Raw genomic sequence first — 23,505 nt, 5'->3', positions numbered from 1 at the left:
TTCGCATCGCTTCGGAGACAAGAAAAGGGAATGTCACCACCCATGCCGAATGCAGAAATGAGCTATGCCGCCAAAACCGGCCCCGGCCGCCTCCTCAGCCTGACCGGCAAGATATGGTTCGCGGCCGCGCTGGCCGGTCAGGCTGTCTTCATCGCCTTCATCATAACCTATTATGGCCGCCGAACCGCCACCGGGGACTTCGCGGCCTGGAACGACAGGGGTCTGATCACCGGCCATGTGAGCGGCGATACAGTCGGCAATACGGTGTTCGCGATTCATGTCCTGCTGGCCGCCTACATAACTTTTGGCGGCCTCTGCCAGCTGATTCCGGCCCTGCGCCGGCGTTTTCCCGCCGCGCATCGCTGGAATGGCCGCGCCTTCATCGTCACAGCCGCGATCATGGCTGTGAGCGGGCTCTGGATGACATGGGGGCGCGGCTCCTACCTGTCGGTGATTTCAGGCGTCAGCGTCTCCCTCAATGGCGTTCTCATTCTTGTTTTCGCTGGCCTTGCCCTGAGCTTCGCGATGCAGCGGCGAATTGACATCCACAGGCGCTGGGCCATGCGCACTTTCATGGTGGTCAGCGGGGTCTGGTTCTTCCGGGTGGGTCTGATGGCCTGGATCGTCCTGAACCAGGGCCCCGTCGGGATGAACAATACGCTGTCAGGCCCCGCCGACATCGCCCTGTCCTTCGGCAGTTACCTCATCCCGCTGACAGGACTGGAGATTTATCTGGCAGCCCAGAATTCGAGCTCGGGCGGCGTCAAGCTTGCGGTGAGCGGCCTCGTCCTGTGCCTGACCGCTGTCATGGCCGTAGGCATCTTCGGCGCGGCCGTCTTCATGTGGTTTCCGCAAGCCTGAGTTTCGCAGGCAGCCGCATCTCACGGCCTGATGCGCGATAGCCGCGGCTTGAAGCACGCATTCTTGACGTGTGAGCGTTTGCTCATTATTGTGAGTGAATACTCACTCATAGTTTTATCCCATCGAACCTCAGGAGTCCCCCATGAGCAAACGAACCATCGGAAAATCTGATCTGAACGTCACCCCTGTGGGCCTTGGCTGCATGGGCATGTCATGGGCTTACGGTCCGGGCATGGATCACGCGGACGGCGCGAAGCTGATCCGTGAGGCCATCGAGGCCGGCGTCGATCATCTCGATACCGCCGAAATGTATGGAAGCGGCGATAATGAAGAACTGGTCGGCAAGGCGTTGAAGGACAATTGGCGGGACAAGGTGACGCTCGCCACCAAGTTCGGGCCGCTCATGGACCCCGAAACAGGCTTCCCCAAAGGCGTTGACGGCTCGCCGGAAAATGTCCGCCGCGCCAGCGAGGGCAGCCTGAAGCGGCTCGGCGTCGACACGATCGACCTCTACTATCTGCACCGCATGGACCCGGACACTCCGATCGAAGACACGGTCGGCGAGATGTCGCGCCTGGTCGAAGAGGGCAAGGTGCGCTTTCTGGGCCTGTCCGAATGTTCCGCGGAGACCCTGCGCCGCGCCCATGCGGTCCACCCCATCGCGGCGGTGCAGTCCGAATATTCCATCTTCACGCGTGACCTGGAATCCGAAATTCTCCCCGCCATGCGCGATCTGGGCGTCGGGCTGGTCGCCTATTCGCCGCTGGGACGCGGCATGCTGACCGGCAAGTACGACCAGTCGGAGAAACCGAAGGGGGATGACGATTTCCGCGCCCTCGCCCAGCCCCGCTTCGAAGCCGAAAACTACGAAGCGAACCTGAAGCTGGTCGACGAGATCAAGGCGGTCGCGGACAGCCACGGCGTCCTGCCCGCGCAGGTCGCGCTGGCCTGGGTTCTTTCCCGCGGCGATGACATCGTGACCATTCCGGGCACGACGAAATTCAAACATGTCGAGACCAATCTGGCGGCGCAGAAGGTCAGCCTTTCCGATGACGAGATTACGCGCCTGGGGCAGCTGGCGGACCGCGTGAAAGGCGCCCGATACAACAGTCAGGGCATGGCTTCGGTAAATCGTTAGGTCAGGCGCTGACCTTGGCCCGCGATTCGGCTATGCCTTGGGCATGGACCATATCGACTGGGACAAGCTGAAGACGTTTCACGCCGCGGCGGAGGCCGGCAGCCTCACCGCCGCGGCGGAAGCGCTGCACGTCTCCCAATCCGCCGTCTCGCGCCAGATCGCGGCCCTTGAGGACGATCTGGGCGTTGCCCTGTTCCACCGCCACGCCCGCGGCCTGCTGATGACCGAACAGGGCGAGCGCCTGTTCGAGATCGCGCACGACATGGCGGCCTCCGCCGCGCTGGCCGAAGCCAAGGTGCGGGACGCCCGCGACCAGCCCTCCGGCGATCTGCGCGTCACCACGACCATCGGCCTTGGCGCGGTCTGGCTCAGCGAACAATTGCCGGACTTTGTCGCCTCCTACCCGGACGTGAAACTCCACCTGATCCTGGACGACCGGGAGCTGGATCTGACCCGGTTCGAAGCCGACGTCGCCCTGCGCCCGTGGGAGGCGCGGCAATCGGACCTGATCCAGCGCAAACTGTTCCAGGCCAGCCAGAGCCTCTACGCCTCGAACGACTATATCGCGCGCAACGGCCCCATCTCCTCGATCGATGCGCTGGATGACCATCCGCTGATCCTCTATGGCGCGGACGCCGTCTCCCCGATGAAGCAGGCCGACTGGGCGGCCTATGTCGGGCGGATGGAAGGCGAGAAACCGCGTCAGGCCAGCCTGACCGTCGACAATCTTCTCGGCGTGGTGAAAGCCACGGCCGCCGGCGCGGGAATCGCCGGCCTGCCGGACTATATCGCCCGCACGGATGCGCGCCTTTCCCGTGTCCTGCCGGAGGTATCCGGCCCCGGCTTCGACGTCTATTTCCTCTATCCGGAGGAGCTTAAAGGCTCGAAAAGGCTCATCGTTTTCCGCGATTTCATCCTGCGCGCCGCCCGCCGTTTCGGCCTCCGCTAAGCCATGCGTTTTCGCATGGGCAATATGCTCATGCGGCGGTGCACAAAATGAATCACGTCCTCTATATGATCCCTCGACGGCGTCACACACGCCGCCCCGTTAACGACCCCATCGTAACGGACCATGCATACCCGTCTCCTCCCCATCCCAAGGTATGCATAGAACTCCAGAGCCGGGCCTACAGGGCCCGGCTCTTTTTTTGTCCCGACGAAAATCCACGCAAAAGAAAAGGGCCGCCCCGCTGGGACGGCCCCTTATGGTTGCCCGGTGGCGCGATGCCCTATTCAGCGGTCGCGCGCAGCATCCAGGCGGTCTTCTCGTGATAGGTCACGCGCGGCGCCACCAGATCGTCGGACGCCACATCGTCCAGCTCGTCCGCCAGCGCGACCACGTCCTTCGCCGTCTTGGCGACCGTCTCATGACCCTTGGTCAGATTGACCACCATCTGGTCGGCGCTCGGCACGCCATTGTCTTCCTTCAGCGACGTGCGCTTGGCGAAATCTTCCCAGCCCATCGGCGCATTGAAGCCCAGCGCGCGGATGCGCTCGGCGATCTCGTCCGTGGCTTCCCACAGCTCCGTGTACTGCTCTTCGAACATTTCGTGCAGCGTCTTGAAGCGCGGGCCGGTCACGTTCCAGTGATAGGCGTGCGTCTTCAGGTAAAGGACATAGGTGTCGGCCAGCAGCTTGGTCAGCGCCTCGGCCATCTTCTCGCGATTGTCCTTCGAAATGCCAGTCTCAACATCCATGTTTCAAATCTCCTCGCTTGGGCGTTGTCTCGTCGCATTGAAATGGGCGTTATGCCGCCCGCTTCAAGCGCTTCAGGGACTCAAAACGCGAATGCCGCTCATAAGTTCAATTTATGATGCAGGCCATTCTCAGTTAGCTAAGCTTTTGGCTGCGGCGTCCGGTTTTCTGTCCAGCTTCCACAATACTAGACTTGGCCCGCTTCGGTTCCAGAAAGAGAACACCATGATGAAAACCCTGCTCGCCAGCCTTCTCGCCGCCGCCAGCGCCGCCTCCGCCGCTCAAGCCCGGGACAGCCTGCCCGGCTCCACCTGGCTGACTGAAAACGGCGAAGCGAAAGTCACCTTCTTCCAGTGCGGCGACAACAACGCCCAGCTCTGCGGCGAGCTGTCCTGGCTGCAGCGGCAGGCGGAGTCGGACACCCCTGTCCTGGATGCCGAAAACCCGGACCCCGATCTGCGCAGCCGCGAACTGGAGGGCATCACCATGCTTTGGGGGTTCGAGCAGGATGACGACGGCGACTGGCGCGATGGCAAGCTCTACAAGGCCGACGAGGGCAAGACCTATCGCGGCAATATCCTGCCGCAGGACGACGGGACGCTGAAGCTGGAAGGCTGCGTCTTCGTCATCTGCAAAAGCCAGACCTGGACTCGCGTGGAGTCCTAAGCGGCCCGCTGCTGGTGCGAGACCTGATCGGCCAGCTTGCCGGTCAGTTCCGCCATATGCGCGAATTCCGCCCCGAACGCGCCGACGCCCTGCGTCGCCGAGCGCAGCTCGATGATCAGGTCGGCCATTTCCGATTGCGGCAGATAGGCCTGCACCTCGTCCCAGCCAGGCCAGCCCTCGCGCGCGTCAAACCCCATGATCTGCCCGCGCCGCGTCGACAGGATGGAGGTCAGGCGCGAAGTCGAGGCTGATGGCGCCGACAGCGTCACCTTGTAGACCGGCTCCAGCAGCACAGGCCCCGCCTCCTCGAACGCCGCCTGCGCCGCCTGTCGGGCCGCCAGCCGGAAGGCGAGATCGGACGAATCCACGCTGTGATGCGACCCGTCTGTCAGCGTCGCCGCCATATCGACCACCGGAAAGCCCAGCGGCCCGCGCTCCATCGCGTCCCGCACTCCCGCCTCCACGGCGGAGAAATAGCCCTTCGGCACCACGCCGCCGGAAATCTTCTCGTCGAACCGGAAGCCCTCGCCCCGGCCCAACGGGCGGAAGGCGATTTCCACGTCGCCATACTGGCCGTGGCCGCCCGATTGCTTCTTGTGCTTGCCGCGGATTGTCGCGGACCGGCGGATAGACTCCTTGTAGGGCGTCGACGGCGGACGGGTGACCGCCTCCAGACCGAATTTCCGCTTCAGCCGCGACCCCGCCACGGCCAGATGCACTTCGCCCTGCCCGCGCAGCAGGAATTCGCCCGTATCCGGCTCCGGCGCAAAGGACAGGGACGGATCTTCCTCGGCCAGCTTGTTCAGGGCTGTGCCCAGCTTCACCTCGTCGTCCCGGCTGCCCGCCTCGATGGCGCGGGCAAAGACCGGCTGCGGCAATTCGCTGGCCGGCGCGTACAGGGACCGCCCCTCGCCCGCCAGATCGCCGGTTTTCAGATTTTCCAGCCGCCCCAGCGCGACCAGCTCGCCCTGACCGGCCTCGGCGATCTTCTCCGTATCGGCGCCCTGCAGCGCGAATATCCCGCCCACGCGGGAGGTTTCGCCATCCGGCCCGGTCAGGGTCGCGCCGTCCTTTATCGCGCCGCCCAGAACCCGCGCGATGGACAGCTTGCCGCTCTGCCCGGCATGGAGCGTCTTGGCGATATAGGCCGCCGCGCCTTCCGCTCCCTCCGCGCCCAGGCGCCTGGCGGTTTCGGCCACGTCCGGCGTCTCGTGCCGCAGCGCCTTCATCAGCCGCCGCACGCCGAACCCGTTGGCCGCCGAACCAAAAAGGACCGGCACAATCTGGCCGGCCCTTGTTTCCTTGATCAGGTCTCCGAACACCTCGTCGCGGGAGGGTTCGATATCGCTCAGCAATTCCTCCATCAGGTGATCGTCGAAATCGGCCAGCTGCTCCAGCATGTGGAAGCGCGCATCGGCCTCCCGCTCGGTCTCGCCTTCCGGAATCTCCGCCTGTTCGGAGGGGCCGTCCGGGCGATAGATGAAGGCCCGCTCCAGCGCCAGGTCGATAAAGCCGGAGATGGACTCGCCGTCCCGCAGCGGGATCTGCCGCGCCACCAGCGGCGCTTCGCTGACCGCCTGCAGGGATTCCAGCAGGCCGCGCACGCTGCCCCGCGCCTGATCGATCTTGTTCACGAACAGCATGTGCGGCACGCCCAGCCGCTCCAGCCGCTTCATCGCGGGGTGCAGCAGCGCCGCCTTGTCGGCGTCCGGCTCGCACACCACCACCGCCATGTCGGCGGCCGGCAGGGCCAGCTCCGCATCCGCGGAAAATTCTATGGAGCCGGGCGTATCGATGATGCGATAGGCGTCGCCCATCCAGTCCAGCCGCGCGAAATTCGTCTCCGTCGACATTGCGCGCTCTTTCGCCTCGGCGCTCTGGTCGCCGACACCGCCCCGGCGCCCCGTTGCGCCGGCCGCGGCCAGCATCGCTTCCATCAGTGCGGTTTTGCCGGACCCGTAAGGTCCGGTCAGTGCAATAACCCGGGGAGTTTCAGAGAGTCTGTCAGCCATTGGTTCACCCGCCTTTCGCCCGTGATCGTGTTTTCGCACCGGGCTCGCGGCGGGCCGCCGCGGCCCAACACACAAGAAGAGGATTTATCGTTTCAGGCATTTGCGCCGCGCGCAAGAAAAACGAATCGATTCCGCGGCAGGAACGCCCCCCGCGCTCAGGCGTTTGAAGGCGAGGAATCAACCCCCGGGAGACGCCCCATGAATAACCGGACCGTCATTATCATCGTCACGCTGGTCGCCGTTCTGGCGGCCGCCTTCGTCATCTATGTCGTCGCCACCCAGCCTTCGGGCAGCACCGAACTCCCGGCGCTTGAAACGCCGGAAGTCGAAACGCCCGATGTCGATGTGGATGTCGACGAAGTCACGGTCGAGGACGAGGAATAGCGCCCTATTTCAGGGCCGCGCAGAACCGCTTGATGCGCGCCAGCGCCTCGGTCAGCACCTCGGTCGAGGTGGCGTAGGAGACGCGGAAATGCCCCGGCGCGCCGAACGCCGCGCCGGGCACCGCCGCGACTTTCTCTATATCCAGCAGCGCCGCGCAGAACTCGATGTCGTCCTCCAGCACATCGCCATTGGGCGCTTTCTTGCCCAGCGCCGATGAACAGTCGGGGAAGGCGTAGAACGCCCCTTCCGGCTTCAGGCAGGCCAGCCCGTCCGCATCGTTCAGGCCGTTGACCACCAAATCGCGCCGTTCCTGGAATATGGCGGCGCGCTCCGGAATGAAGTCCTGCGGCCCGGTCAGCGCCTCCACCGCCGCCCATTGCGAGATGGACGCGGCGTTGGACGTGGTCTGGCTCAGCGCCTTGCCCATCGCCTTGATCAGGTCCGCCGGCCCGCCGGCATAGCCGATCCGCCAGCCCGTCATGGAATAGGCCTTGGAAACGCCGTTGATGGTCAGCGTGCGCTCATAGATATCCGGGCACGCCGCCGCCAGAGAGGCGAAGGTGAAATTGTCATAGACGATGTGCTCATACATATCGTCGGTCATCACCCAGACATGCGGCGCCTTGGCCAGCACGTCGCCCAGCGCCTTCAGCTCGTCCCGCGTATAGGCCGCGCCGGTCGGGTTGGACGGCGAATTGATGACCACCCAGCGCGTCTTCTTGGTGATCGCCTTTTCCAGTTGCTCCGGCTTGATCTTGAACCCGGCCTCGATGCCGGCCGATACGATCACCGGCTTGCCGCCGGCCAGCCTCGCCATCTCCGGATAGCTGACCCAGTAGGGCGCGGGCACGATCGCCTCGTCCCCCGGATTCAGCGTCGCCAGAAACGCGTTCCAGATCACCGCCTTGCCGCCGGGCGACACGCTGATCTGTTCATTGCCGTATTCCAGATCGTTCTCGCGCCGGAATTTCTGGGCGATCGCGCGCTTCAGCTCGATAATGCCGTCCGTATTGGTGTATTTCGTCTCGCCCCGGCGGATCGCCTCGATCGCGGCGTCCTTGATATTGTCCGGCGTATCGAAATCCGGCTCGCCCGCGCCAAGACCGATCACGTCATGCCCCGCCGCGCGCATTTCACGCGCCTTGTTGGTCACCGCCAGCGTGGCGGAGGGCTGAACGCGCTTGAGAGCTTCGGAAATCGGAACGCTGGGCATGGAATCGCCTTTCCGCAGGTGCGAAGGAAACGCGGACGCTAACCGCGCCCGCGTCAAAACGGAAGTGGCCGCAGCGCGTCCCGGCGCCCTTTTGCCCGCATTTGTCTACAAATCGCCCCGTGCGCGCTCCGCATCCCGCCCCTTTTCCGGCTCAGGTTCAACACTCGCCGGGGGGCGACGATCGTGGGGACGACGACATGAAAACCGCCCAATACACAACGCGCCGCTGGCTCTTTTACTGGGGCTATGCGGCTTTTTTCATATGGCTCATCACGCTATCGCCCGCCGCCCGGGCGCAGGACTTCGTGCGCATGGGGGATCCGGACTCCGGCTCCCTCCTGCTCAAGACCGATACGCCCGGCGAATATCTGGAAGCGCCGCAGGTCGCCGCCGATGTCTTCATTGACGTCACCGGCCCGATCATCCGCGCCCGCGTGACCCAGCGTTTCGAGAACCCGTCCGACAAATGGGTGGAGGGCGTCTATGTCTTCCCCCTGCCTGAGGATTCCGGCGTCGACCGCCTGAAAATGCAGATTGGCGACCGCTTCATCGAAGGCAAGATCAAGGAGCGCCGGGAAGCCCGCCGCATCTATGAGGACGCCCGCGAGGCCGGCCAGCGCGCCGGACTGGTGGAGCAGGAACGCCCGAACATTTTCACCAGCTCGGTCGCCAATATCGGTCCGGGTGAAACCGTGGTCATCCAGATCGAGTATCAGGACACGGCCCGTCTGAAGAACGGCGCCTGGTCGCTCCGTCTGCCGCTGGTCGTCGGCCCGCGCTATATCCCTGAGCCGACGCCCTTTATCGGCGTCTCCTATGACGGGACGCCGGAATTCCAGGTGTCGGATCCCGTGCCGGACCGCGGCCGCATCACCCCGCCCTTCCTGTTCCCGCACGACGAACCGGACGGCAAGGTGCGCCTGCCCGTCAATATCGAGGTGGACCTGAAACCCGGCTTCGCGCTGGGCGAGGTAACCAGCCCCTATCATCACGTGAAGATAGAAGACCGCCGCGATGGCGAGGCTGCGCAAGTCACGCTCGGCGGCGGCCCCATTCCGGCCAATCGCGACTTCGTGCTGAACTGGCGCGCGGCGGACCTCAACGCCCCGCTGGCCTCGCTCTTTACTGAGGAGCGGGACGGCGAAACCTACCTGCTGGGCGTCATTGCCCCGCCCGTTCGCCATTCCGCCGAGCCGCCGGCCCGCGAGGTCATCTTCGTCATCGACAATTCCGGCTCCATGGCCGGTCCGTCCATGCCGCAGGCCAAGCAGGCGCTCTCTTTCGCGCTGGAGCGCCTGACCCATCGCGACAGCTTCAACATCGTGCGCTTCGACGACACGTTCGAGGAAATCTTCCCCGCGCCGCTTCCCGCGACCGAGGAATCCATCGCCCATGCGCAACGCTTCGTGGACAGGCTGACCGCCGATGGCGGCACGGAAATGCTGCCGGCCCTCAAGGCGGCCCTGGCCGATACCACGCCGCGCGACGGTCGCCTGCGCCAGGTCGTCTTCCTGACGGACGGCGCCATCGGGAACGAGGCTCAGCTCTTCGAGACCATCAAGGCGGACCTTGGAGACTCCCGCCTGTTCACGGTCGGCATCGGCTCCGCCCCGAACTCCTACTTCATGACGCGCGCGGCGCGGTTCGGGCGCGGGACCTTCCTGCATATCGGCGACGTGAACGAAGTGGCGGAGAAAACCACCGAACTCCTGACCCTGCTGGAAAACCCGGCCCTGACGGACCTTGCGCTGGACGCCGGCGGCGCACTGACCGCCATATCGCCGTCGCCGCTGCCCGACCTCTATGCCGGCGAGCCGGTCACTTTCACGGCCATGCTGGACGGCGAGCTGACAGGGCCGCTCAAGGTCTCGGGCAATTTCCGCGGCCGCGACTGGGTGGAGACGCTGGATCTCTCGCAGGCCGTGCCCGGCAAGGGCGTCGCCAATCTCTGGGCGCGGGACCGCATCGCCGCGATTGAGGAGCTGCGGTTTGAGCCGCGCGCCGATTACGAGGTGATCGACGCCGCCGTCCTCGAAACCGCCCTCGCCCACTCGCTGGTCAGCCGCCTGACATCACTGGTTGCCGTGGATGTCACCCCGGCCCGCCCGGACGGTGAAACGCTCACCACGGCGGAAGTCCCGACCATGCTGCCTGATGGCTGGGAGTTCGAGAAAGTCTATGGCGACAGCCTCGGTCAGGGCCGCATGTACAAGGCTCAGGCCAATGCGCCGCAATACGCCGCCCTTCATGCCGCGCCGCCTCCTGCGCCATCGCCTGCAGCCGGGGAAGCTGACCTCGCCCCGGCCGCCGGGATGCCGTTGCCGCAAGGCGCGCTTCTTGTCCCGCTTCGTCTCACGGCGGGGCTGGCGCTGATCGCGCTGGCCGCCCTCCTTGCGGCCGGCGCGGCATGGCGGGGACGGGTCCGGTGCGCCTGACGCGCATCGCCCCGTTCGCGCTCGCAGCGGCTCTGGCCGCTGCGGGCGCAGCCCTGTTCGGGCAGGGGCTGTATCTCTCCGCCAAGGCGGAGGTCGCACAACTGCTTCTGAACCGGGCCTGGGACCGCTCCGTGCAAAGCCACACGGCGGCAAAGCCCTGGCCCTGGGCCGATACATGGCCGGTCGCCCGCCTGTCCGCTCCGCGCCTGAAACAAAGCGCGGTCGTTCTGGCCGAAGCCGGCGGCGAGGCCATGGCGTTCGGCCCGGCCCATCTCAGCCAGACGCCGCAGCCCGGCGCGCCGGGCGTCAGCGTCATCGCCGCCCACCGCGATTCCCATTTCGCCTTCCTGAAGGATCTGAAGGCCGGCGACACTCTGGTTCTGGAGACCGGGGACGGCCAGAAGGCGTTCAAGGTGACAGGGTTCGAGGTGGTGGATCATCAGGCCTCCGGCATTCACCCGGACGGCGGCCCGCCGCGTCTGGCGCTGGTCACCTGTTATCCCTTCGGCGCCATGCAGCCCGGCCCGCTGCGCTATGTCGTCTGGGCGGAGCCGGAGCCCGAACCCGCACGCACCGCTCGCCCCGCCGCGCGCCGCAAGGCATCATGACCGCAACGCGAATCAAAACGGGGTTGAACAGGTCATGGCGGGCACCGAACAGGAAGATTTCTGGCGCGGCGATTTCGGCGACGCCTATGTCGACCGCTCCAAGGGCGCGGAACTGGTCGCCGCCCGCACCGCCCTGTGGACCCGGATCCTGAAATCGACTTCGGGCGTGGAAAGCGTCACCGAGTTCGGCGCCAATATCGGCCTGAACCTGCGCGCCCTTTCAACCCTGCTGCCGAACGCGCAATTTAACGGCGTCGAAATCAACGCCAAGGCCGCCCAAGAGCTGCGCAAGCTGGACCGGACCCGCGTGCTGGAAGGCTCCATGCTGGACACCGCCCCGGGCCAGCCCGCCGACCTCGCCTTCACCTGCACGGTCCTCATTCACATCAACCCGGACCGGCTGGCGGACGCTTACGCCCAGATCGCCAAGGCCGCCGGGCGCTACGCCGTGATATGCGAGTATTACAATCCGGCCCCGGTCGAGGTCAGCTATCGCGGCCATTCTGAGCGCCTGTTCAAGCGCGACTTCGCCGGCGAATTCATGGAGGCGCACCCGCAATTTGCGCTGCGCGACTATGGCTTCGTCTATCACCGCGACCCGAATTTCCCGGCCGACGACTTCACCTGGTTCCTGATGGAGCGGACATAAAGAAACGCCCGGGACGCTGCGGCCCCGGGCGTTCCAGCGCCCTTCCGGAAAAGCGCTTGGGGAAGGCTTACGGAAGGATCACTTCGTCGATGACGTGGATGACGCCGTTGGAGGCTTTCACGTCGGCCTTCACGACATCAATGCCGTTGACCGTCACGCCGTCCGTGCCGTCAATCATCAGGTCGCCGCCATTCTTGGCGGTCACGGTCAGCTCCTGACCGTCCAGGTCCTTGGACCAAGTCTTGCCGTCCACGACGTGCAGCAGAAGGATGCTCTGCAGCTGATCCTGGTTCTCCGGCTTCAGCAGGTCTTCAACCGTGCCGTCCGGCAGCGCGGCGAAGGCCTCGTCCGTCGGCGCGAACACCGTGAACGGGCCGCCCGTGGCCAACGTCTCGGCCAGGCCCGCGGCCTGCGCGGCGGCCAGCAGAGTCTCGAACTGGCCGGTGGCGGCCGCCGTGTCGACGATGTTCTGCTTCTCTTCCATGGAGGCGGACTTGTCTTTGCCGCCGTGATGGTCGGCATGGGCCGCGCCGGCGCTCAGCAGGGCGGCGGTGGCGGCGGCTGCGAAGATGCGTTTCATTGTATCAAACTCCGTTGCTTGGGTGGGTTGCTTTCCCCCCGTACCCGCGTCCCTATACGCAGTCCGGATGCGCTCCGGATTATGTGAAACCGCCGTATCGACGCAGCCAGAAATCGCTCTATCTCCCATGAACTTTTCCTCTGACACAGCCGCCCCCGCGCACCCGGATGTCCTCGCCGCCATGGCGGAGGCGAACGCCGGTCCCGCGCCCAGCTACGGCAATGACGCGCGGACCGAAGCCCTGCGCGCGCGCCTGCGGGAGATTTTCGAGACGGACGATCTCGCCGCCACGGTCGTAACGTCCGGCACCGGCTCCAACGCCCTGGCGCTCAGCCTCCTCACCCCCGGCCACGGCGCCGTGCTCTGCCATGAGGCGGCGCATATTCACGAGCATGAGCGCGGCGCGCCGGAATTTTTCACCGGCGGCGCCAAGCTGCAGCTTCTCGAAGGCGACCACGGCCGCATCGCCATGCCCGCGCTGGAAGCGGCGCTGGCCCATCGCAACCCGGACTTTGTCCACGAGTGCCCGGCTTTCGCCCTCTCCGTTTCCAACCTCACCGAATTCGGCACGGCCTATAGCGCGGAGGCCGTCGCCGCCCGCGCCGACGCCGCGAAAGCCGACGGCCTTTCGGTTCATCTGGACGGCGCGCGCTTCGCCAATGCGCTGGCCTTCACCGGCGCGTCTCCGGCGGAGATGAGCTGGCGCGCCGGCGTGGACGCGCTCTCGCTCGGCTTCACCAAGAATGGCGGCATCAGCGCCGAAATCGTCATCCTGTTCGGTGAGACCGCCGCGAAATTCGGGGAGCTGGAGGCCCGCCGCAAGCGCGCCGGCCTGATGCCGCCCAAGACCCGCTTCACCTCGGCCGAGGCGCTCGCCATGCTGAAGGACGGCCTCTGGCTGACCCTCGCCGCCCGCGCCAACGCCAGCGCCCGGGCGCTTGCCGAGGGCTTTGCCGCCATCGACGGCGCGGAAATCGTCCACCCGGTAGAGGGCAATCTGGTCTTCGCCCGCCTGCCGCAGCCTGTGATCGACCGCCTTCAGGGCGAGGGCGCGGCCTTCTACCCGCTGGGCGGCGACCGCGTCTGCCGTTTCGTCTGCTCATGGGCGACCACGGAGGACGAAATCACCGCCCTGCTGGACGCTGCGCGAACCTGATCGCCGCCTCGCGCGTTGAAGGGGGCAACTCCCCGATACGCCAGAGCGAGAGGCAAGATCATGGAACTCAATCCCGAAACCGTCTGCGGCCTTATTCTTCAGGTCCGCCAGTTCGACGGCAAATCGCAGGAGCCGATCACCGAAGGCTCCAACCCCTCCGACACCGACGCCGGCGACGTCCCCTACAAGGAGACGCTGGAAGAAACGCCCGCCGATTCCATCGAGAGCGTCATCCGGTCCGAAATCGGCGCCATGAACCATGAGGAGCAGCGCGAACTGGTCGCCCTGTTCTGGATCGGCCGCGGCGATTTCGAGGGCGAAGAGTTCGAAGCGGTCAAGAAACAGGCCGCCGAACGCGAGGACGGCTCGACCATCGACTATCTCCTGAACGAGCCGCTACTGGGCGATCATCTCGCCAACGGCCTCGCCGCCATCGGCCAGCCCTGCCAATTCTGAAACTCCGAACTGGACAGGCGCGCGGCAAAACCCATCTTCGCCTTCCATGGTTGAAGACGAACGCCTCAAGAGCCTGAACGACAAGCCCGCGAACGCGGACGGCGCCTATGTCCTGTACTGGATGCAGGCGTCCATGCGCACCCGCTATAACCACGCCCTGTCCGAGGCCATCGCCCGCGCCGAAAAGCTGGAGAAGCCGGTGGTCGTGGGCTTTGGCGTCATGGACGACTACCCTGAGGCCAATGCCCGCCACTACGCCTTCATGCTTCAGGGCCTGGCGGACGTCGCCGCGAACCTGAAAGACAAGGGCATCCGCTTTGTCCTGCGCCACGGCCACCCGGCCGATGTGGCGCTGGAATTGGCCAAGGACGCCTGTCTCGTCATCTGCGACCGCGGCTACACCGCGCACCAGAAAGCCTGGCGCGACACGGTCGGCGAAAAAGCCGGCGTCCAGGCCATACAGGTGGAATCCGACATCGTCGTCCCGGTCGAGACCGCCTCCGACAAGCTGGAAAGCGCGGCCCGCACCATCCGGCGCAAGATCAATGACCGGCGCGACGATTTCATCCAGGAAATGCGCATCCCCTCCCCGTCCAAATCCTCCCTCACGCTGGGCGGGCTGGAGGGTCTGGACGCGTCAGACTGGGAAGGCGTGCTGGACAGGCTGAAGCTCGACCGCGCCGTCAAACCGGTCAGCGATTTCACCGGCGGCGAGGAAGCCGGCCAGCGCCTCCTCAACACCTTCATCGACGACAATCTGGCGGATTACGCCGACCGCCGCTCCGTCCCGCATGACGGCGCGGCCTCCCGCCTTTCCCCCTATCTCCATTTCGGCAGTCTCTCCCCGGTCGAGATCGCCCTGAAGTGCAAGAACGCCATCGCCCCGCAGAGCGAGGGCCTGAGGTCCTTTCTGGAGGAGATGATCGTCCGCCGCGAGCTCTCCATCAATTTCGTCAATTACTGCCCGGACTACGACAAGTATTCCGGCGCCGTCCCCGACTGGGCGCAAACCACGCTGAAAGCCCACCGCCCCGACGACCGCCCCCATATCTATACGCGGGAGGAGATGGAGGCCGCCGACACCCATGACGATATCTGGAACGCGGCGATGACCGAGATGGTGGAGCGCGGCTATCTCAACAATCACGTCCGCATGTACTGGGTGAAGCGGATCATGGACTGGACCAACACGCCGGAATACGCCCACGAGACCGCGCTCTATCTAAACAACAAGTATTTTCTGGACGGCCGCGACCCCAACAGCTTCTCCAACATCGCCTGGGCCTTCGGCCGCCACGACCGTCCGTTTCAGGAGCGCGCCGTCATCGGCAAGGTCCGCCCCTTCACCGACGCCGCCCTGAAACGCCGCTTCGACGTGAAGGCCTACGTCACACGCGTCCGGGACGGCGATTTGTTTTCCTGATTACCCGTCCAGATTGATCTTCCCCGCCCCTTCGGCGAAACTGCAGGCCGACTAAGGGAAGGTCCTGATCATGACATACCGGAATGCGCCATTCGCCATACTCGCCGCCTTGTTGCTGTGCGTCAGCGCCGCAAGCGCCGCGCAGGATGACGCCGAGCGCATGAACGCGCTGCTCGGCGCCGCCGACAAGGCGACCGCATCCGGAAATCACGAGACTGCGGCAGAGTATCTCGGCCAGCTCCTCAACATGGAGCTGCGTCCCGTGGAGCGGTTCGAAGTGCTCCTGATGCGCGGAAACGCCTACAAGGCCGCCGGAAACACCGAGCTCGCCGCGCAGGACTGGCGGGCCGCTCTGGACACCGGAGAGGCCACGCTCGCCCAGCAACACGCGATCCTCAACGCCACGGCGGCGCTCTGGGTCAAGGCCGACGAGCGTGAACGCGTCGAGGAAATCATCGACAACTGGCCGCTCGAACAACCGCCCAGCGAAGCCCCGGTTTACTACCTCGCCAAGACCTGGACCATCGACCACGAGTTCGGCAATGCGCTGGACTACACGCGCCCGCTCGTGAACTACAGCAACTCACCCAACCACATGGAATATCTGCGCCTGATGCTCTTCCTGCTCACGGCGGAGGGGCGTGACGGCGAAATCGAGAACCTCATCAGCCGTTTCGAGGAACAATGCACCGAGATCCTCAGCGTCTCGGACGCCGACGCCTCCCCGGCGGTCAGGATCGCCGTTCAGTATCCTTATCAGGCGGCCAAGTGGGGCCGCGAAGGCGCCTGTGACATGACGTTCGACGTAAACCGCCGCGGAGAGACGGAAAATATTCGTGCGGATTGCACGAAAGAGATTTTCGAACGGACCTCGATCAAGACCGTGGAGAAGTGGCTCTACCTGCCAAAGATCGTCGATGGCAACACAGAGCCCCGATACGGCATCCAGACCCGCCTGACCTATGACATGCAGGATTAAGGCTTGAGTTGATCACTCTCCAGATCGGCTACCTCACAGGGAGACTCCGAATGAACCTCTCAAGGCCGCTTTGCTTAGTGTTCTGCGCGGTTTTGGTTTCAGTTTGCCTCCCCGTCGCCGCTGCCGCCGCACAGCAAAACGTGGCCGATCAACTCAACGATCTCGTCGGGGCGGCCAACGCCTCGGCCGAGGCGGGCGAGTATGACCGCTCGATAGACTATCTCGATCAGGTGCTCGCGCTGGATCTTCGCCCTGTGGAGCGGTTCGAGGTCTTGCTAATCCGCGCCAACACCAATCGCCGTGCGGGCAATCACAAGGCGGCCGCGACGGACTGGCGCGCCGCGCTGGAGACCGGCGAAGCCACGCCCGGGCAACATGACGCCATCATGGGTGGAATCGCGGATGTCTGGATTGAGGAAGACAATAGGCAGGCATTGGCCGGCCATGTCGCCGCCTGGCAAAATCCGGGGCCTGCCGCTGCGCCCGCCTTATTCTGGCTAACGCGCGAATGGCTGCTCAAAGACGAATTCGATCATGCGCTGGCCTATGCGCGTCCGCTCGCTGAAATCGACCATCCGGATCGCCTCGAACATCTGAAAATTCTTATCGCCTTGCTGGTTCTTGAAGAAAAAACCGCCGAACTGGACGCGCTGATCAGCCGGTTTGAGGATGAAACCACCGCACTGATGAACGTGCCGGACATGGACGCCGAACCTCTTTTCCGCAGAGCCGTGGCTTATCCGGACCGCGCGGCGATGCAAGAGCGAAGCGGTTATTGCGATATGACCTTTGGCGTGAACCCTCGCGGCGAAACCGAAAATATTTCCGCGGAATGTTCGTCGGAGGTTTTCAAGGACATGTCCGTTTCTACGGTGAAGAAGTGGCGCTACCTGCCCCGTATCGAGGGAGGGAAGCTCAAACCCCGCAAAGGCGTCAAAACCCGTCTGAACTACACCATGTCAGAAGGTTCTCGCCGCATGCTCAACCAAAACAGGCCAAAGTAACAATCCGGATCGCCCTTCGGCGCCGCACAAAGACCTCCCGCATGACGTGTGCTAACGTGCGCGTCAACAACCGATCAGGGAGGATTCGCTTATGCCCGCCATGCTTCGTTTCGCCTTAGGCGTTCCGGCCGCGGCCGGCATAGCCATTCTCCTTTTCATCGGAATGCGCGGCCTCATCGCCATCGGGGCCATTCCGGTGGAGGAACCGGAAGTGCGCGAGAAGGTCGATATCTTCCAGAAACCGCCGCCTGATATTAAAGAACCCGTTCGCACTGAACCGGAATTTGTTTCGCCTCCCCCCGCGCCGAAGCGGTTTGAAACGGAAACAAAAGTCACGCCAACGGCGCCGGAGCACAAAGTCGCGGGCATCGTTCCGGCCTTCAGCCTGACCATTGAGGGCGGGGAGACCGGCCCGATCCACATCGACCAGAACCCGCAGCCCATCGTCCGCATCCCGCCATCCTATCCCCCGCGCGCCAGCCAGGCGGGTAAGGAAGGCCATTGCGATCTTGTCTTCGATGTCGGGCTGAATGGCGCGCCCATGAATATCCGCGCCGCCTGCACGGATGCAGTCTTTGCAAAATCGGCGGAACGCGCCGTCGAGGGCTGGAAATACAATCCCGGCGTGCGTGATGGCGCGCCCGTGGTGATGCGCGGCGTCCAGACGCGCATCCTTTTCGACTTGGACGGTTGATCTCCCACCGTCCCTTTCCCGCCGTTCGTCGCTGAAATTTATCGGACGGACGGTTCACTTCCCGGCCGCCATGCGCAAGCTTGGCGGTCGTTTTTTATTCCACGGGGGACGCCGCCATGCAGACCATGCCCACTCAGCAACAGGATGATTCCGGCGGACAGGAAGGCGAACCGGTTGAAAGCGCCGGGGAAACCTTCACCGATGTCACGGAAAGCCTGCAGGAAGTCGGCGTTTCCCTGACCGACTGGGTGACCGGCATCGGTCAGGAAGAGATGCTGGTCATCGGCGTCGCCGTCGGGGCGTTTGTCATCCTTCGGTTGCTGCGCTCCGTCGTGGCGGGCCTGTTGAAGGGCGGCAAGAAAGTGCCCGATCTGGCCTGGCGCAAGATCATCGGCCGCGTCCTCAACTCGACCCATTCCTTTTTCATCCTGATAGCCTGCCTGGTCGCCGCCTCGCCCTTCCTTGGCCTGCCGGACCCGGCCTCCGGCGCGCTGACCGTGATCTTCCGCATCGCGCTCATCATTCAGGCCGCGCTGTGGATCCGTAAATTCGCGCTGGCCTTTGTCCAGCGCCGCGCCGGCGTCGGGAAGGAAGGCGACCCGACAACGCTCGCCAACGCCATTTCGGTCGTCACGGTCATCATCAATGTCGTCGTGGTGGCCTTCACCTTCCTGCTGTTGCTGCAGAACGCCGGCATCCAGATCACCCCGCTGCTTGCCGGTCTCGGCGTCGGCGGCCTCGCCATCGGCCTCGCCGCGCAGGGCATTTTCTCGGACCTGTTCGCCGCACTCTCGATCATCTTCGACAAGCCGTTCGAGCGCGGCGACTTCATCGATTTCGACGGCACCGAGGGCACGATCGAGAAGATCGGCCTGCGCACCACCCATATCCGCTCCCTGACGGCGGAATTGCTGATCGTCACCAACGCCAAGCTGCTCGACACCATGATCCGCAATTACCGGCAGATGAGCGAACGGCGCATTTTCTTCAATGTCGGCGTCACCTATCAGACCCCGCCCGACAAGGCGGAGAAAATCCCGGAAATGCTGAAAGAGGCCATCGAATCTCAGGAAGACGTGCGGTTCGACCGCGCCCACTTCATCGATTTTGGCGACAGCGCCCTGATCTATCAGGCGGTCTATTACGTGCTCTCCCCCGACTTCGTGAAATACCGCAATACGCATCAGGCGATCACGTTCAAGCTGTTCCGGAAATTCGCCGATGAGGGCCTGGATTTTGCCTTCCCGACCCGCACCATCCATTTCTCCGCGCCGGACGGTTCGGGCGTGGACCCGCGGGAATTTGGCGCTTCCGCCGCCAATTCCGGCTCCATGCCGGTGACCGATGGCGGGAAACCGGGCGGCGGCGAAGGCTGAAACCGCTTGCGCGGGGGCGTGTTCGGGCGCATAGCCGCGCGCCGATGAACGCGATTGCACCCATCCCGCCGGGCGATAACGCCCTCACCGCCATGGCTGACGATCTGGCCGGAAAGGGCTGGGCGCGCGCCGATGGCTGGTTCGGGGCGGAGCTTTGCGCCGCCCTTCGCGAAGACGCGCTGGCCCGCTTCATGGCGGAAGAGGACGCGCCCGCCGGCGTCGGGCGGGAGGGCGATTTCACCCTCGACCGCTCGGTCCGCCAATGCCGCCTCGCCTGGCTTGACGGCGGGGACCCGGCGCAATCGGCCTTCCTCGCCCGGGCCGAGGCCCTGCGGCTGGAGCTGAACCGCCGCCTCTATCTGGGCCTGCTGGAGTTCGAGGCCTGCTACGCCTTCTATCCGGAGGGCGGCTATTATGGCCGCCACCGCGACAGCTTCCGCGGCGCCCGCAACCGCGTCGTCTCGCTGGTCCTCTATCTGAACCCGGAATGGGACACGGACTGGGGCGGCCAGCTGATCGTTTATGAGGACGAAACGCCCGTCTCCGTGGATCCCGCCTTCGCCTCGGCCGTCCTGATGCTGTCAGAGGAGACCGAGCACGAAGTCGCCGAGACGCGCCATCCGCGCCTGGCCGTCGCCGCCTGGTGGCGGGTCAATCAGACCGTGGTGCGGGAGACCCCGCTGGCCGCCATCTGAAGGCGCGGCGTCAGGCGTAGCGTTTGCGCCGCCCCATCCCGCCGAACAGGAAGGCGATAAACGCCCCGATCGCGCCGAACACGCCCGCCCCGGCGCCGGCATGCGCCGCGCCGTCCGTGGTGGTCGGCACGGCCGGCTTGTAGTCCTCCACCGTGCGGCCAAGGATCTCCCGGTCCGGGTGGCGCATGATGATCCAGGTGCGCTCGAACGGTCCGGCATTGCGCAGCTCGGCATAGAGGTTCCGCAGATACTCGTAGCGCGCCACGGTTTCCCGCATCCGGCCACCCTGCCCCTGCACGAAATTGCTGCCGGTATTATATTCGTCCAGCGCCTGGTTGCGGTCCAGCCCGCCCTGCGCGGCATCCGCGTCGAACCGTTGCACCACGGCCTCCAGCTCGTCCGCGGCGCCGCCGACGCGCTGGGTGTATTGCTGGCCCAGCTCCGGCGCCTGGGAGGCGCCCAGCGCCCCGGCCGCGGCCATGATGGTGATGAAAGTCTTGGTCGCCATTTGTCCCCGCCCTTGCCGCGCGCGTGGCCGCGCGCTTCATGATCAACACCCCGTTAACGCCGATCATAACGCGAAGTTGCGGCGCACGCACACTATCGCAAAAGAAAAGGGCCGGCGCCTTTTCAAAAGCCCCGGCCCGATCCCGTTGTCTGCCGCGCCTACTCGGCGGGCGTGTAGCTGGCCTTGTAGACTTCCGTCCACTCGGCGTCCTCGTCGCCGGCCGGGCGGACTTTCACTTTCCGCTCCATCGTATCGCCGGTCTTGGCGTGCCAGACCTTGGAGTAATACTCCTCGCCCTTGTCCTTGGTGACCATCGTCCAGCCGTCCTCGCTGACATCCCAGCTCTGCAGCCAGGACATGGATTCCTCGCCCTCGGAATCGACCACCGTCATGCCGTCTTCGTGGTAGCTCATGGTCCAGCTGCCCATCGGCGCCTCGGCGCCGTCGGCGTGCACGGTGACCGTGACCAGGCCGTCATCGGCGTCGACGACGGAGACCGACTCCGTCCCGTCCACCCACTCGCCGGACTCCTTGTCCAGCCGCGAATATTCGCCGTCCCATTCGCCGACGATGTCGCCGGCCCAGGTTTCGGCGTCGGCCTCGGTCCAGCCGGCGGCCTTGTCCTCTTTCATCTCGTCCGGATTGGCCATTGCCGGGGCGGCCATCAGGGCGGCGGCGCCCGCATAAAGTGCAATACGCATCATGTCTTCACTCCCCACTCTTTTATCGTGGGAGGGCGGCGCGGCGCCGGGATGGCGCGGCGTCCACGCTCCCGATGCCGCGCATTTTACACCAAAGCGCAGGATGGAGTCTCGAAATTCGGGCCCGCAGCCCTTAATTTCACCGCCATGTCCGAAGACTTCCAGCTCGACGACCCGGCCGCCCGCTGGGTCCCGCACAAGCCCGCCCGTCCCGAGAAATCGGAGGGCGGCAAGCGCTTCAAGGTGGTCAGCGAGTTCGAGCCCAAGGGCGACCAGCCCGCCGCCATCAAGGAGCTGGTGGCCGGCGTGAACGCCCATGAGCAGGACCAGGTCCTCCTCGGCGTCACCGGCTCGGGCAAGACCTTCACCATGGCCAAGGTGATCGAGGCGGTGCAGCGCCCGGCCATCATCCTCGCCCCCAACAAGACCCTCGCCGCCCAGCTATACGGCGAGTTCAAGTCCTTCTTCCCGGACAACGCGGTCGAGTATTTCGTTTCCTATTACGACTATTACCAGCCGGAAGCCTACGTCCCCCGCACCGACACCTATATCGAGAAGGACTCGTCCCGGAACGACGCCATCGACCGCATGCGCCACTCCGCCACCCGCGCCATACTGGAGCGGGACGACGTCATCGTCGTCGCCTCGGTCTCCTGCATCTACGGCATCGGCGCGGTGGAGACATACGCCGGCATGGCGCGCACCGTGAAGGCGGGCGACCGCATCGACCCCCGCGAACTGATCCAGCACCTCGTCGCCCTGCAATTCACGCGCAACGACGCCGCCTTCGGGCGCGGGACCTTCCGCGTGCGCGGCGACGTGGTGGAGGTCTGGCCCGCCCATATGGACGACCGCGCCTGGCGCATCGATTTCTTCGGCGACGAGATCGACAAGATCTCCGAGTTCGACCCGCTGACGGGCCGCGCCTACACGGAGCTGGAGGGCGTGAAGCTCTACGCCAACTCCCACTATGTCACCCCGCGCCCCACCCTGAATCAGGCCGTGCAGCAGATGAAGCGCGACCTGAAGGAGCGCCTCGCCTGGTTCGAACAGCACGGCCAGCTTCTGGAGGCCCAGCGCCTGCAACAGCGCACCGAGTTCGATATCGAGATGATCGAGGCCACCGGCTCCTGCCCCGGCATCGAGAACTATTCCCGCTATCTCACCGGCCGCCAGCCGGGCGAGCCGCCCCCCACCTTCTTCGAATATCTGCCGGAGGACGCGCTGGTCTTCGTCGACGAATCCCACGTCGCCATCCCGCAGATCGGCGCCATGTACCGGGGCGACTTCAACCGCAAGAAGACGCTGGCCGATTACGGCTTCCGCCTCCCCGTCTGCCTCGACAACCGCCCCCTGAAGTTCGAGGAGTGGGACGCCATGCGCCCGCAGACCCTCTCGGTCTCCGCCACGCCGGGCAAGTGGGAGCTGGAACAGACCGGCGGCGTCTTCACCGAACAGGTGATCCGCCCCACCGGCCTCATCGACCCGCCCGTGGAGGTCCGCCCCGTCTCGAAGGACGGCTTCTCACAGGTGGATGACGTCATCGCCGAGGTGAAGGAAACCACGGAGAAGGGCTACCGCACCCTCATCACCGTCCTCACCAAGAAAATGGCCGAGGACCTGACCGAATACATGCATGAGCAGGGCGTGAAGGTCCGCTACATGCATTCGGACATCGATACGGTGGAGCGGATCGAGATCATCCGCGATTTGCGCCTTGGCACGTTCGACGTGCTGGTCGGCATCAACCTGCTGCGCGAGGGGCTGGATATCCCCGAATGCGCCCTCGTCGCCATCCTGGATGCGGACAAGGAGGGCTTCCTGCGCTCCGAGACTTCGCTGGTCCAGACCATCGGCCGCGCCGCCCGGAACGTGGACTCAAAGGTCATCCTCTACGCCGACAACATCACCGGCTCGATGGAGCGCGCCATGGCCGAGACCAGCCGCCGGCGGGAGAAGCAGGAAGAATTCAACGCCGAACACGGCATCACCCCGCAATCCATCAAGCGCAACATCGCCGACATCATGGACAGCGTCTATGAGAAGGATTCCGTCACCGTCAAAAAATCCCTCCCCGGCATGGCCGAGGACGCCGAGGCCTACAAACCCGGCGACAATCTCCAGGCCGTCATCAAGGACCTCGAGAAGAAAATGCGCGAAGCCGCCTCAAACCTCGAATTCGAGGACGCCGCGAAATACAGGGATCAAATCAAGAAGCTGGAACAGGCCGAGGTGTTGGGGGACGTCGTTTGATCCTGTTAAACCCTAAGGA

Annotated in this window: 23 protein-coding genes; 17 read left to right on the top strand and 6 right to left on the bottom strand. The window is 64.8% G+C overall.

Annotation, left to right across the window (positions count from 1 at the left end; translation table 11 throughout):
* Positions 1–42: 42 nt before the first annotated feature.
* From H2040_RS01900 to H2040_RS01890, 3 genes are all read left to right on the top strand, one after another.
* A complete protein-coding gene (locus tag H2040_RS01900; RefSeq protein WP_287153912.1) occupies positions 43–861 on the top strand; it encodes a DUF2306 domain-containing protein in 819 nt (272 codons plus the stop codon).
* 142 nt (positions 862–1,003) lie between these two features.
* On the top strand, positions 1,004–1,999 hold the full coding sequence (locus tag H2040_RS01895) for an aldo/keto reductase (RefSeq protein ID WP_287153910.1): 996 nt from the start codon (positions 1,004–1,006) through the stop codon (positions 1,997–1,999).
* Positions 2,000–2,042: 43 nt separating this feature from the next.
* A complete protein-coding gene (locus tag H2040_RS01890; RefSeq protein WP_287153908.1) occupies positions 2,043–2,948 on the top strand; it encodes a LysR family transcriptional regulator in 906 nt (301 codons plus the stop codon).
* A gap of 280 nt (positions 2,949–3,228) precedes the next feature.
* Here the strand turns inward: H2040_RS01890 and H2040_RS01885 are convergent, their stop codons facing one another.
* Positions 3,229–3,696 carry a Dps family protein gene (locus tag H2040_RS01885; protein ID WP_022696427.1) on the bottom strand — a complete coding sequence of 156 codons (468 nt, stop codon included), beginning with the start codon at positions 3,694–3,696 and terminating at the stop codon, positions 3,229–3,231.
* 223 nt (positions 3,697–3,919) lie between these two features.
* On the opposite strand from H2040_RS01885, the gene H2040_RS01880 reads away from it, so the two are divergent.
* On the top strand, positions 3,920–4,360 hold the full coding sequence (locus H2040_RS01880) for a DUF2147 domain-containing protein (protein WP_287153904.1): 441 nt from the start codon (positions 3,920–3,922) through the stop codon (positions 4,358–4,360).
* Here H2040_RS01880 and H2040_RS01875 read toward each other — a convergent pair.
* Positions 4,357–6,372: an elongation factor G gene (locus tag H2040_RS01875; RefSeq protein WP_287153902.1), complete on the bottom strand. Its 2,016-nt coding sequence runs from the start codon at positions 6,370–6,372 to the stop codon at positions 4,357–4,359. The genes H2040_RS01880 and H2040_RS01875 overlap by 4 nt on opposite strands.
* A gap of 198 nt (positions 6,373–6,570) precedes the next feature.
* On the opposite strand from H2040_RS01875, the gene H2040_RS01870 reads away from it, so the two are divergent.
* Positions 6,571–6,756: a hypothetical protein gene (locus tag H2040_RS01870; protein ID WP_022696424.1), complete on the top strand. Its 186-nt coding sequence runs from the start codon at positions 6,571–6,573 to the stop codon at positions 6,754–6,756.
* A 4-nt stretch (positions 6,757–6,760) separates the two neighbouring features.
* Here H2040_RS01870 and H2040_RS01865 read toward each other — a convergent pair whose 3' ends face one another.
* Positions 6,761–7,969 carry a pyridoxal phosphate-dependent aminotransferase gene (locus H2040_RS01865; protein WP_287153900.1) on the bottom strand — a complete coding sequence of 403 codons (1,209 nt, stop codon included), beginning with the start codon at positions 7,967–7,969 and terminating at the stop codon, positions 6,761–6,763.
* Between the two features lie 197 nt (positions 7,970–8,166).
* Between H2040_RS01865 and H2040_RS01860 the strand changes: the two genes are divergently transcribed.
* Genes H2040_RS01860 through H2040_RS01850 form a run of 3 tightly spaced genes read left to right on the top strand, consistent with a single transcriptional unit; the run spans position 8,167 to position 11,661 of the window.
* Positions 8,167–10,404, top strand: a complete 2,238-nt coding sequence (locus H2040_RS01860) for a marine proteobacterial sortase target protein (protein ID WP_287153898.1) — start codon at positions 8,167–8,169, stop codon at positions 10,402–10,404.
* Positions 10,377–11,012 (top strand): class GN sortase, encoded by a 636-nt coding sequence (locus tag H2040_RS01855; protein WP_287153896.1) that lies wholly within the window; start codon positions 10,377–10,379, stop codon positions 11,010–11,012. The genes H2040_RS01860 and H2040_RS01855 overlap by 28 nt, the downstream gene beginning before the upstream one ends.
* A gap of 34 nt (positions 11,013–11,046) precedes the next feature.
* Positions 11,047–11,661, top strand: a complete 615-nt coding sequence (locus H2040_RS01850; RefSeq protein ID WP_287153894.1) for a pseudaminic acid biosynthesis-associated methylase — start codon at positions 11,047–11,049, stop codon at positions 11,659–11,661.
* A gap of 67 nt (positions 11,662–11,728) precedes the next feature.
* Here the strand turns inward: H2040_RS01850 and H2040_RS01845 are convergent, their stop codons facing one another.
* Entirely contained in the window at positions 11,729–12,241 is a 513-nt protein-coding gene (locus H2040_RS01845) for a fasciclin domain-containing protein (RefSeq protein WP_287153892.1), read from the bottom strand.
* 127 nt (positions 12,242–12,368) lie between these two features.
* On the opposite strand from H2040_RS01845, the gene H2040_RS01840 reads away from it, so the two are divergent.
* From H2040_RS01840 to H2040_RS01805, 8 genes are all read left to right on the top strand, one after another.
* Positions 12,369–13,397 carry a threonine aldolase family protein gene (locus H2040_RS01840; RefSeq protein WP_287153890.1) on the top strand — a complete coding sequence of 343 codons (1,029 nt, stop codon included), beginning with the start codon at positions 12,369–12,371 and terminating at the stop codon, positions 13,395–13,397.
* Positions 13,398–13,457: 60 nt separating this feature from the next.
* Positions 13,458–13,853, top strand: a complete 396-nt coding sequence (locus H2040_RS01835) for a DUF3775 domain-containing protein (RefSeq protein ID WP_022696419.1) — start codon at positions 13,458–13,460, stop codon at positions 13,851–13,853.
* A 46-nt stretch (positions 13,854–13,899) separates the two neighbouring features.
* Positions 13,900–15,276, top strand: coding sequence for a deoxyribodipyrimidine photo-lyase (locus H2040_RS01830; RefSeq protein ID WP_287153886.1), 1,377 nt, complete (start codon positions 13,900–13,902; stop codon positions 15,274–15,276).
* 70 nt (positions 15,277–15,346) lie between these two features.
* Entirely contained in the window at positions 15,347–16,255 is a 909-nt protein-coding gene (locus H2040_RS01825; protein ID WP_287153884.1) for an energy transducer TonB, read from the top strand.
* A 50-nt stretch (positions 16,256–16,305) separates the two neighbouring features.
* Positions 16,306–17,259 carry an energy transducer TonB gene (locus tag H2040_RS01820; RefSeq protein WP_287153882.1) on the top strand — a complete coding sequence of 318 codons (954 nt, stop codon included), beginning with the start codon at positions 16,306–16,308 and terminating at the stop codon, positions 17,257–17,259.
* Positions 17,260–17,350: 91 nt separating this feature from the next.
* Positions 17,351–17,953, top strand: a complete 603-nt coding sequence (locus H2040_RS01815) for an energy transducer TonB (protein ID WP_287153880.1) — start codon at positions 17,351–17,353, stop codon at positions 17,951–17,953.
* Between the two features lie 116 nt (positions 17,954–18,069).
* Positions 18,070–19,329: a mechanosensitive ion channel family protein gene (locus H2040_RS01810; RefSeq protein ID WP_287153878.1), complete on the top strand. Its 1,260-nt coding sequence runs from the start codon at positions 18,070–18,072 to the stop codon at positions 19,327–19,329.
* A gap of 44 nt (positions 19,330–19,373) precedes the next feature.
* Entirely contained in the window at positions 19,374–20,024 is a 651-nt protein-coding gene (locus H2040_RS01805) for a 2OG-Fe(II) oxygenase (RefSeq protein ID WP_287153876.1), read from the top strand.
* A 10-nt stretch (positions 20,025–20,034) separates the two neighbouring features.
* Here H2040_RS01805 and H2040_RS01800 read toward each other — a convergent pair whose 3' ends face one another.
* Complete coding sequence (locus H2040_RS01800) at positions 20,035–20,532, bottom strand: DUF2937 family protein (RefSeq protein ID WP_022696412.1); 498 nt, start codon at positions 20,530–20,532, stop codon at positions 20,035–20,037.
* A 158-nt stretch (positions 20,533–20,690) separates the two neighbouring features.
* The gene (locus H2040_RS01795) at positions 20,691–21,236 is read right to left on the bottom strand and encodes a hypothetical protein (RefSeq protein ID WP_287153873.1); all 546 of its coding nucleotides are present in this window, start codon (positions 21,234–21,236) and stop codon (positions 20,691–20,693) included.
* Between the two features lie 144 nt (positions 21,237–21,380).
* Between H2040_RS01795 and uvrB the strand changes: the two genes are divergently transcribed.
* On the top strand, positions 21,381–23,486 hold the full coding sequence (gene uvrB / locus H2040_RS01790; protein WP_287153870.1) for an excinuclease ABC subunit UvrB: 2,106 nt from the start codon (positions 21,381–21,383) through the stop codon (positions 23,484–23,486).
* The last annotated feature ends 19 nt before the right edge of the window (positions 23,487–23,505 follow it).

The organism is Euryhalocaulis sp. (genome assembly GCF_013911995.1).
Taxonomy (GTDB): domain Bacteria; phylum Pseudomonadota; class Alphaproteobacteria; order Caulobacterales; family Maricaulaceae; genus Euryhalocaulis; species Euryhalocaulis caribicus.
Note: the sequence above shows the minus strand (reverse complement) of the source record. Positions and strands in the feature narration are given on the sequence as shown.

Excerpts from the sequence above, each read along its gene's own strand:
- H2040_RS01900 (WP_287153912.1), top strand. The coding sequence starts at position 43 with ATGCCGAATGCAGAAATGAGCTATGCCGCCAAAACCGGCCCCGGCCGC.
- H2040_RS01895 (WP_287153910.1), top strand. The coding sequence starts at position 1,004 with ATGAGCAAACGAACCATCGGAAAATCTGATCTGAACGTCACCCCTGTG.
- H2040_RS01890 (WP_287153908.1), top strand. The coding sequence starts at position 2,043 with ATGGACCATATCGACTGGGACAAGCTGAAGACGTTTCACGCCGCGGCG.
- H2040_RS01885 (WP_022696427.1), bottom strand. The coding sequence starts at position 3,696 with ATGGATGTTGAGACTGGCATTTCGAAGGACAATCGCGAGAAGATGGCC.
- H2040_RS01880 (WP_287153904.1), top strand. The coding sequence starts at position 3,920 with ATGATGAAAACCCTGCTCGCCAGCCTTCTCGCCGCCGCCAGCGCCGCC.
- H2040_RS01875 (WP_287153902.1), bottom strand. The coding sequence starts at position 6,372 with ATGGCTGACAGACTCTCTGAAACTCCCCGGGTTATTGCACTGACCGGA.
- H2040_RS01870 (WP_022696424.1), top strand. The coding sequence starts at position 6,571 with ATGAATAACCGGACCGTCATTATCATCGTCACGCTGGTCGCCGTTCTG.
- H2040_RS01865 (WP_287153900.1), bottom strand. The coding sequence starts at position 7,969 with ATGCCCAGCGTTCCGATTTCCGAAGCTCTCAAGCGCGTTCAGCCCTCC.
- H2040_RS01860 (WP_287153898.1), top strand. The coding sequence starts at position 8,167 with ATGAAAACCGCCCAATACACAACGCGCCGCTGGCTCTTTTACTGGGGC.
- H2040_RS01855 (WP_287153896.1), top strand. The coding sequence starts at position 10,377 with ATGGCGGGGACGGGTCCGGTGCGCCTGACGCGCATCGCCCCGTTCGCG.
- H2040_RS01850 (WP_287153894.1), top strand. The coding sequence starts at position 11,047 with ATGGCGGGCACCGAACAGGAAGATTTCTGGCGCGGCGATTTCGGCGAC.
- H2040_RS01845 (WP_287153892.1), bottom strand. The coding sequence starts at position 12,241 with ATGAAACGCATCTTCGCAGCCGCCGCCACCGCCGCCCTGCTGAGCGCC.
- H2040_RS01840 (WP_287153890.1), top strand. The coding sequence starts at position 12,369 with ATGAACTTTTCCTCTGACACAGCCGCCCCCGCGCACCCGGATGTCCTC.
- H2040_RS01835 (WP_022696419.1), top strand. The coding sequence starts at position 13,458 with ATGGAACTCAATCCCGAAACCGTCTGCGGCCTTATTCTTCAGGTCCGC.
- H2040_RS01830 (WP_287153886.1), top strand. The coding sequence starts at position 13,900 with ATGGTTGAAGACGAACGCCTCAAGAGCCTGAACGACAAGCCCGCGAAC.
- H2040_RS01825 (WP_287153884.1), top strand. The coding sequence starts at position 15,347 with ATGACATACCGGAATGCGCCATTCGCCATACTCGCCGCCTTGTTGCTG.
- H2040_RS01820 (WP_287153882.1), top strand. The coding sequence starts at position 16,306 with ATGAACCTCTCAAGGCCGCTTTGCTTAGTGTTCTGCGCGGTTTTGGTT.
- H2040_RS01815 (WP_287153880.1), top strand. The coding sequence starts at position 17,351 with ATGCCCGCCATGCTTCGTTTCGCCTTAGGCGTTCCGGCCGCGGCCGGC.
- H2040_RS01810 (WP_287153878.1), top strand. The coding sequence starts at position 18,070 with ATGCAGACCATGCCCACTCAGCAACAGGATGATTCCGGCGGACAGGAA.
- H2040_RS01805 (WP_287153876.1), top strand. The coding sequence starts at position 19,374 with ATGAACGCGATTGCACCCATCCCGCCGGGCGATAACGCCCTCACCGCC.
- H2040_RS01800 (WP_022696412.1), bottom strand. The coding sequence starts at position 20,532 with ATGGCGACCAAGACTTTCATCACCATCATGGCCGCGGCCGGGGCGCTG.
- H2040_RS01795 (WP_287153873.1), bottom strand. The coding sequence starts at position 21,236 with ATGATGCGTATTGCACTTTATGCGGGCGCCGCCGCCCTGATGGCCGCC.
- uvrB (WP_287153870.1), top strand. The coding sequence starts at position 21,381 with ATGTCCGAAGACTTCCAGCTCGACGACCCGGCCGCCCGCTGGGTCCCG.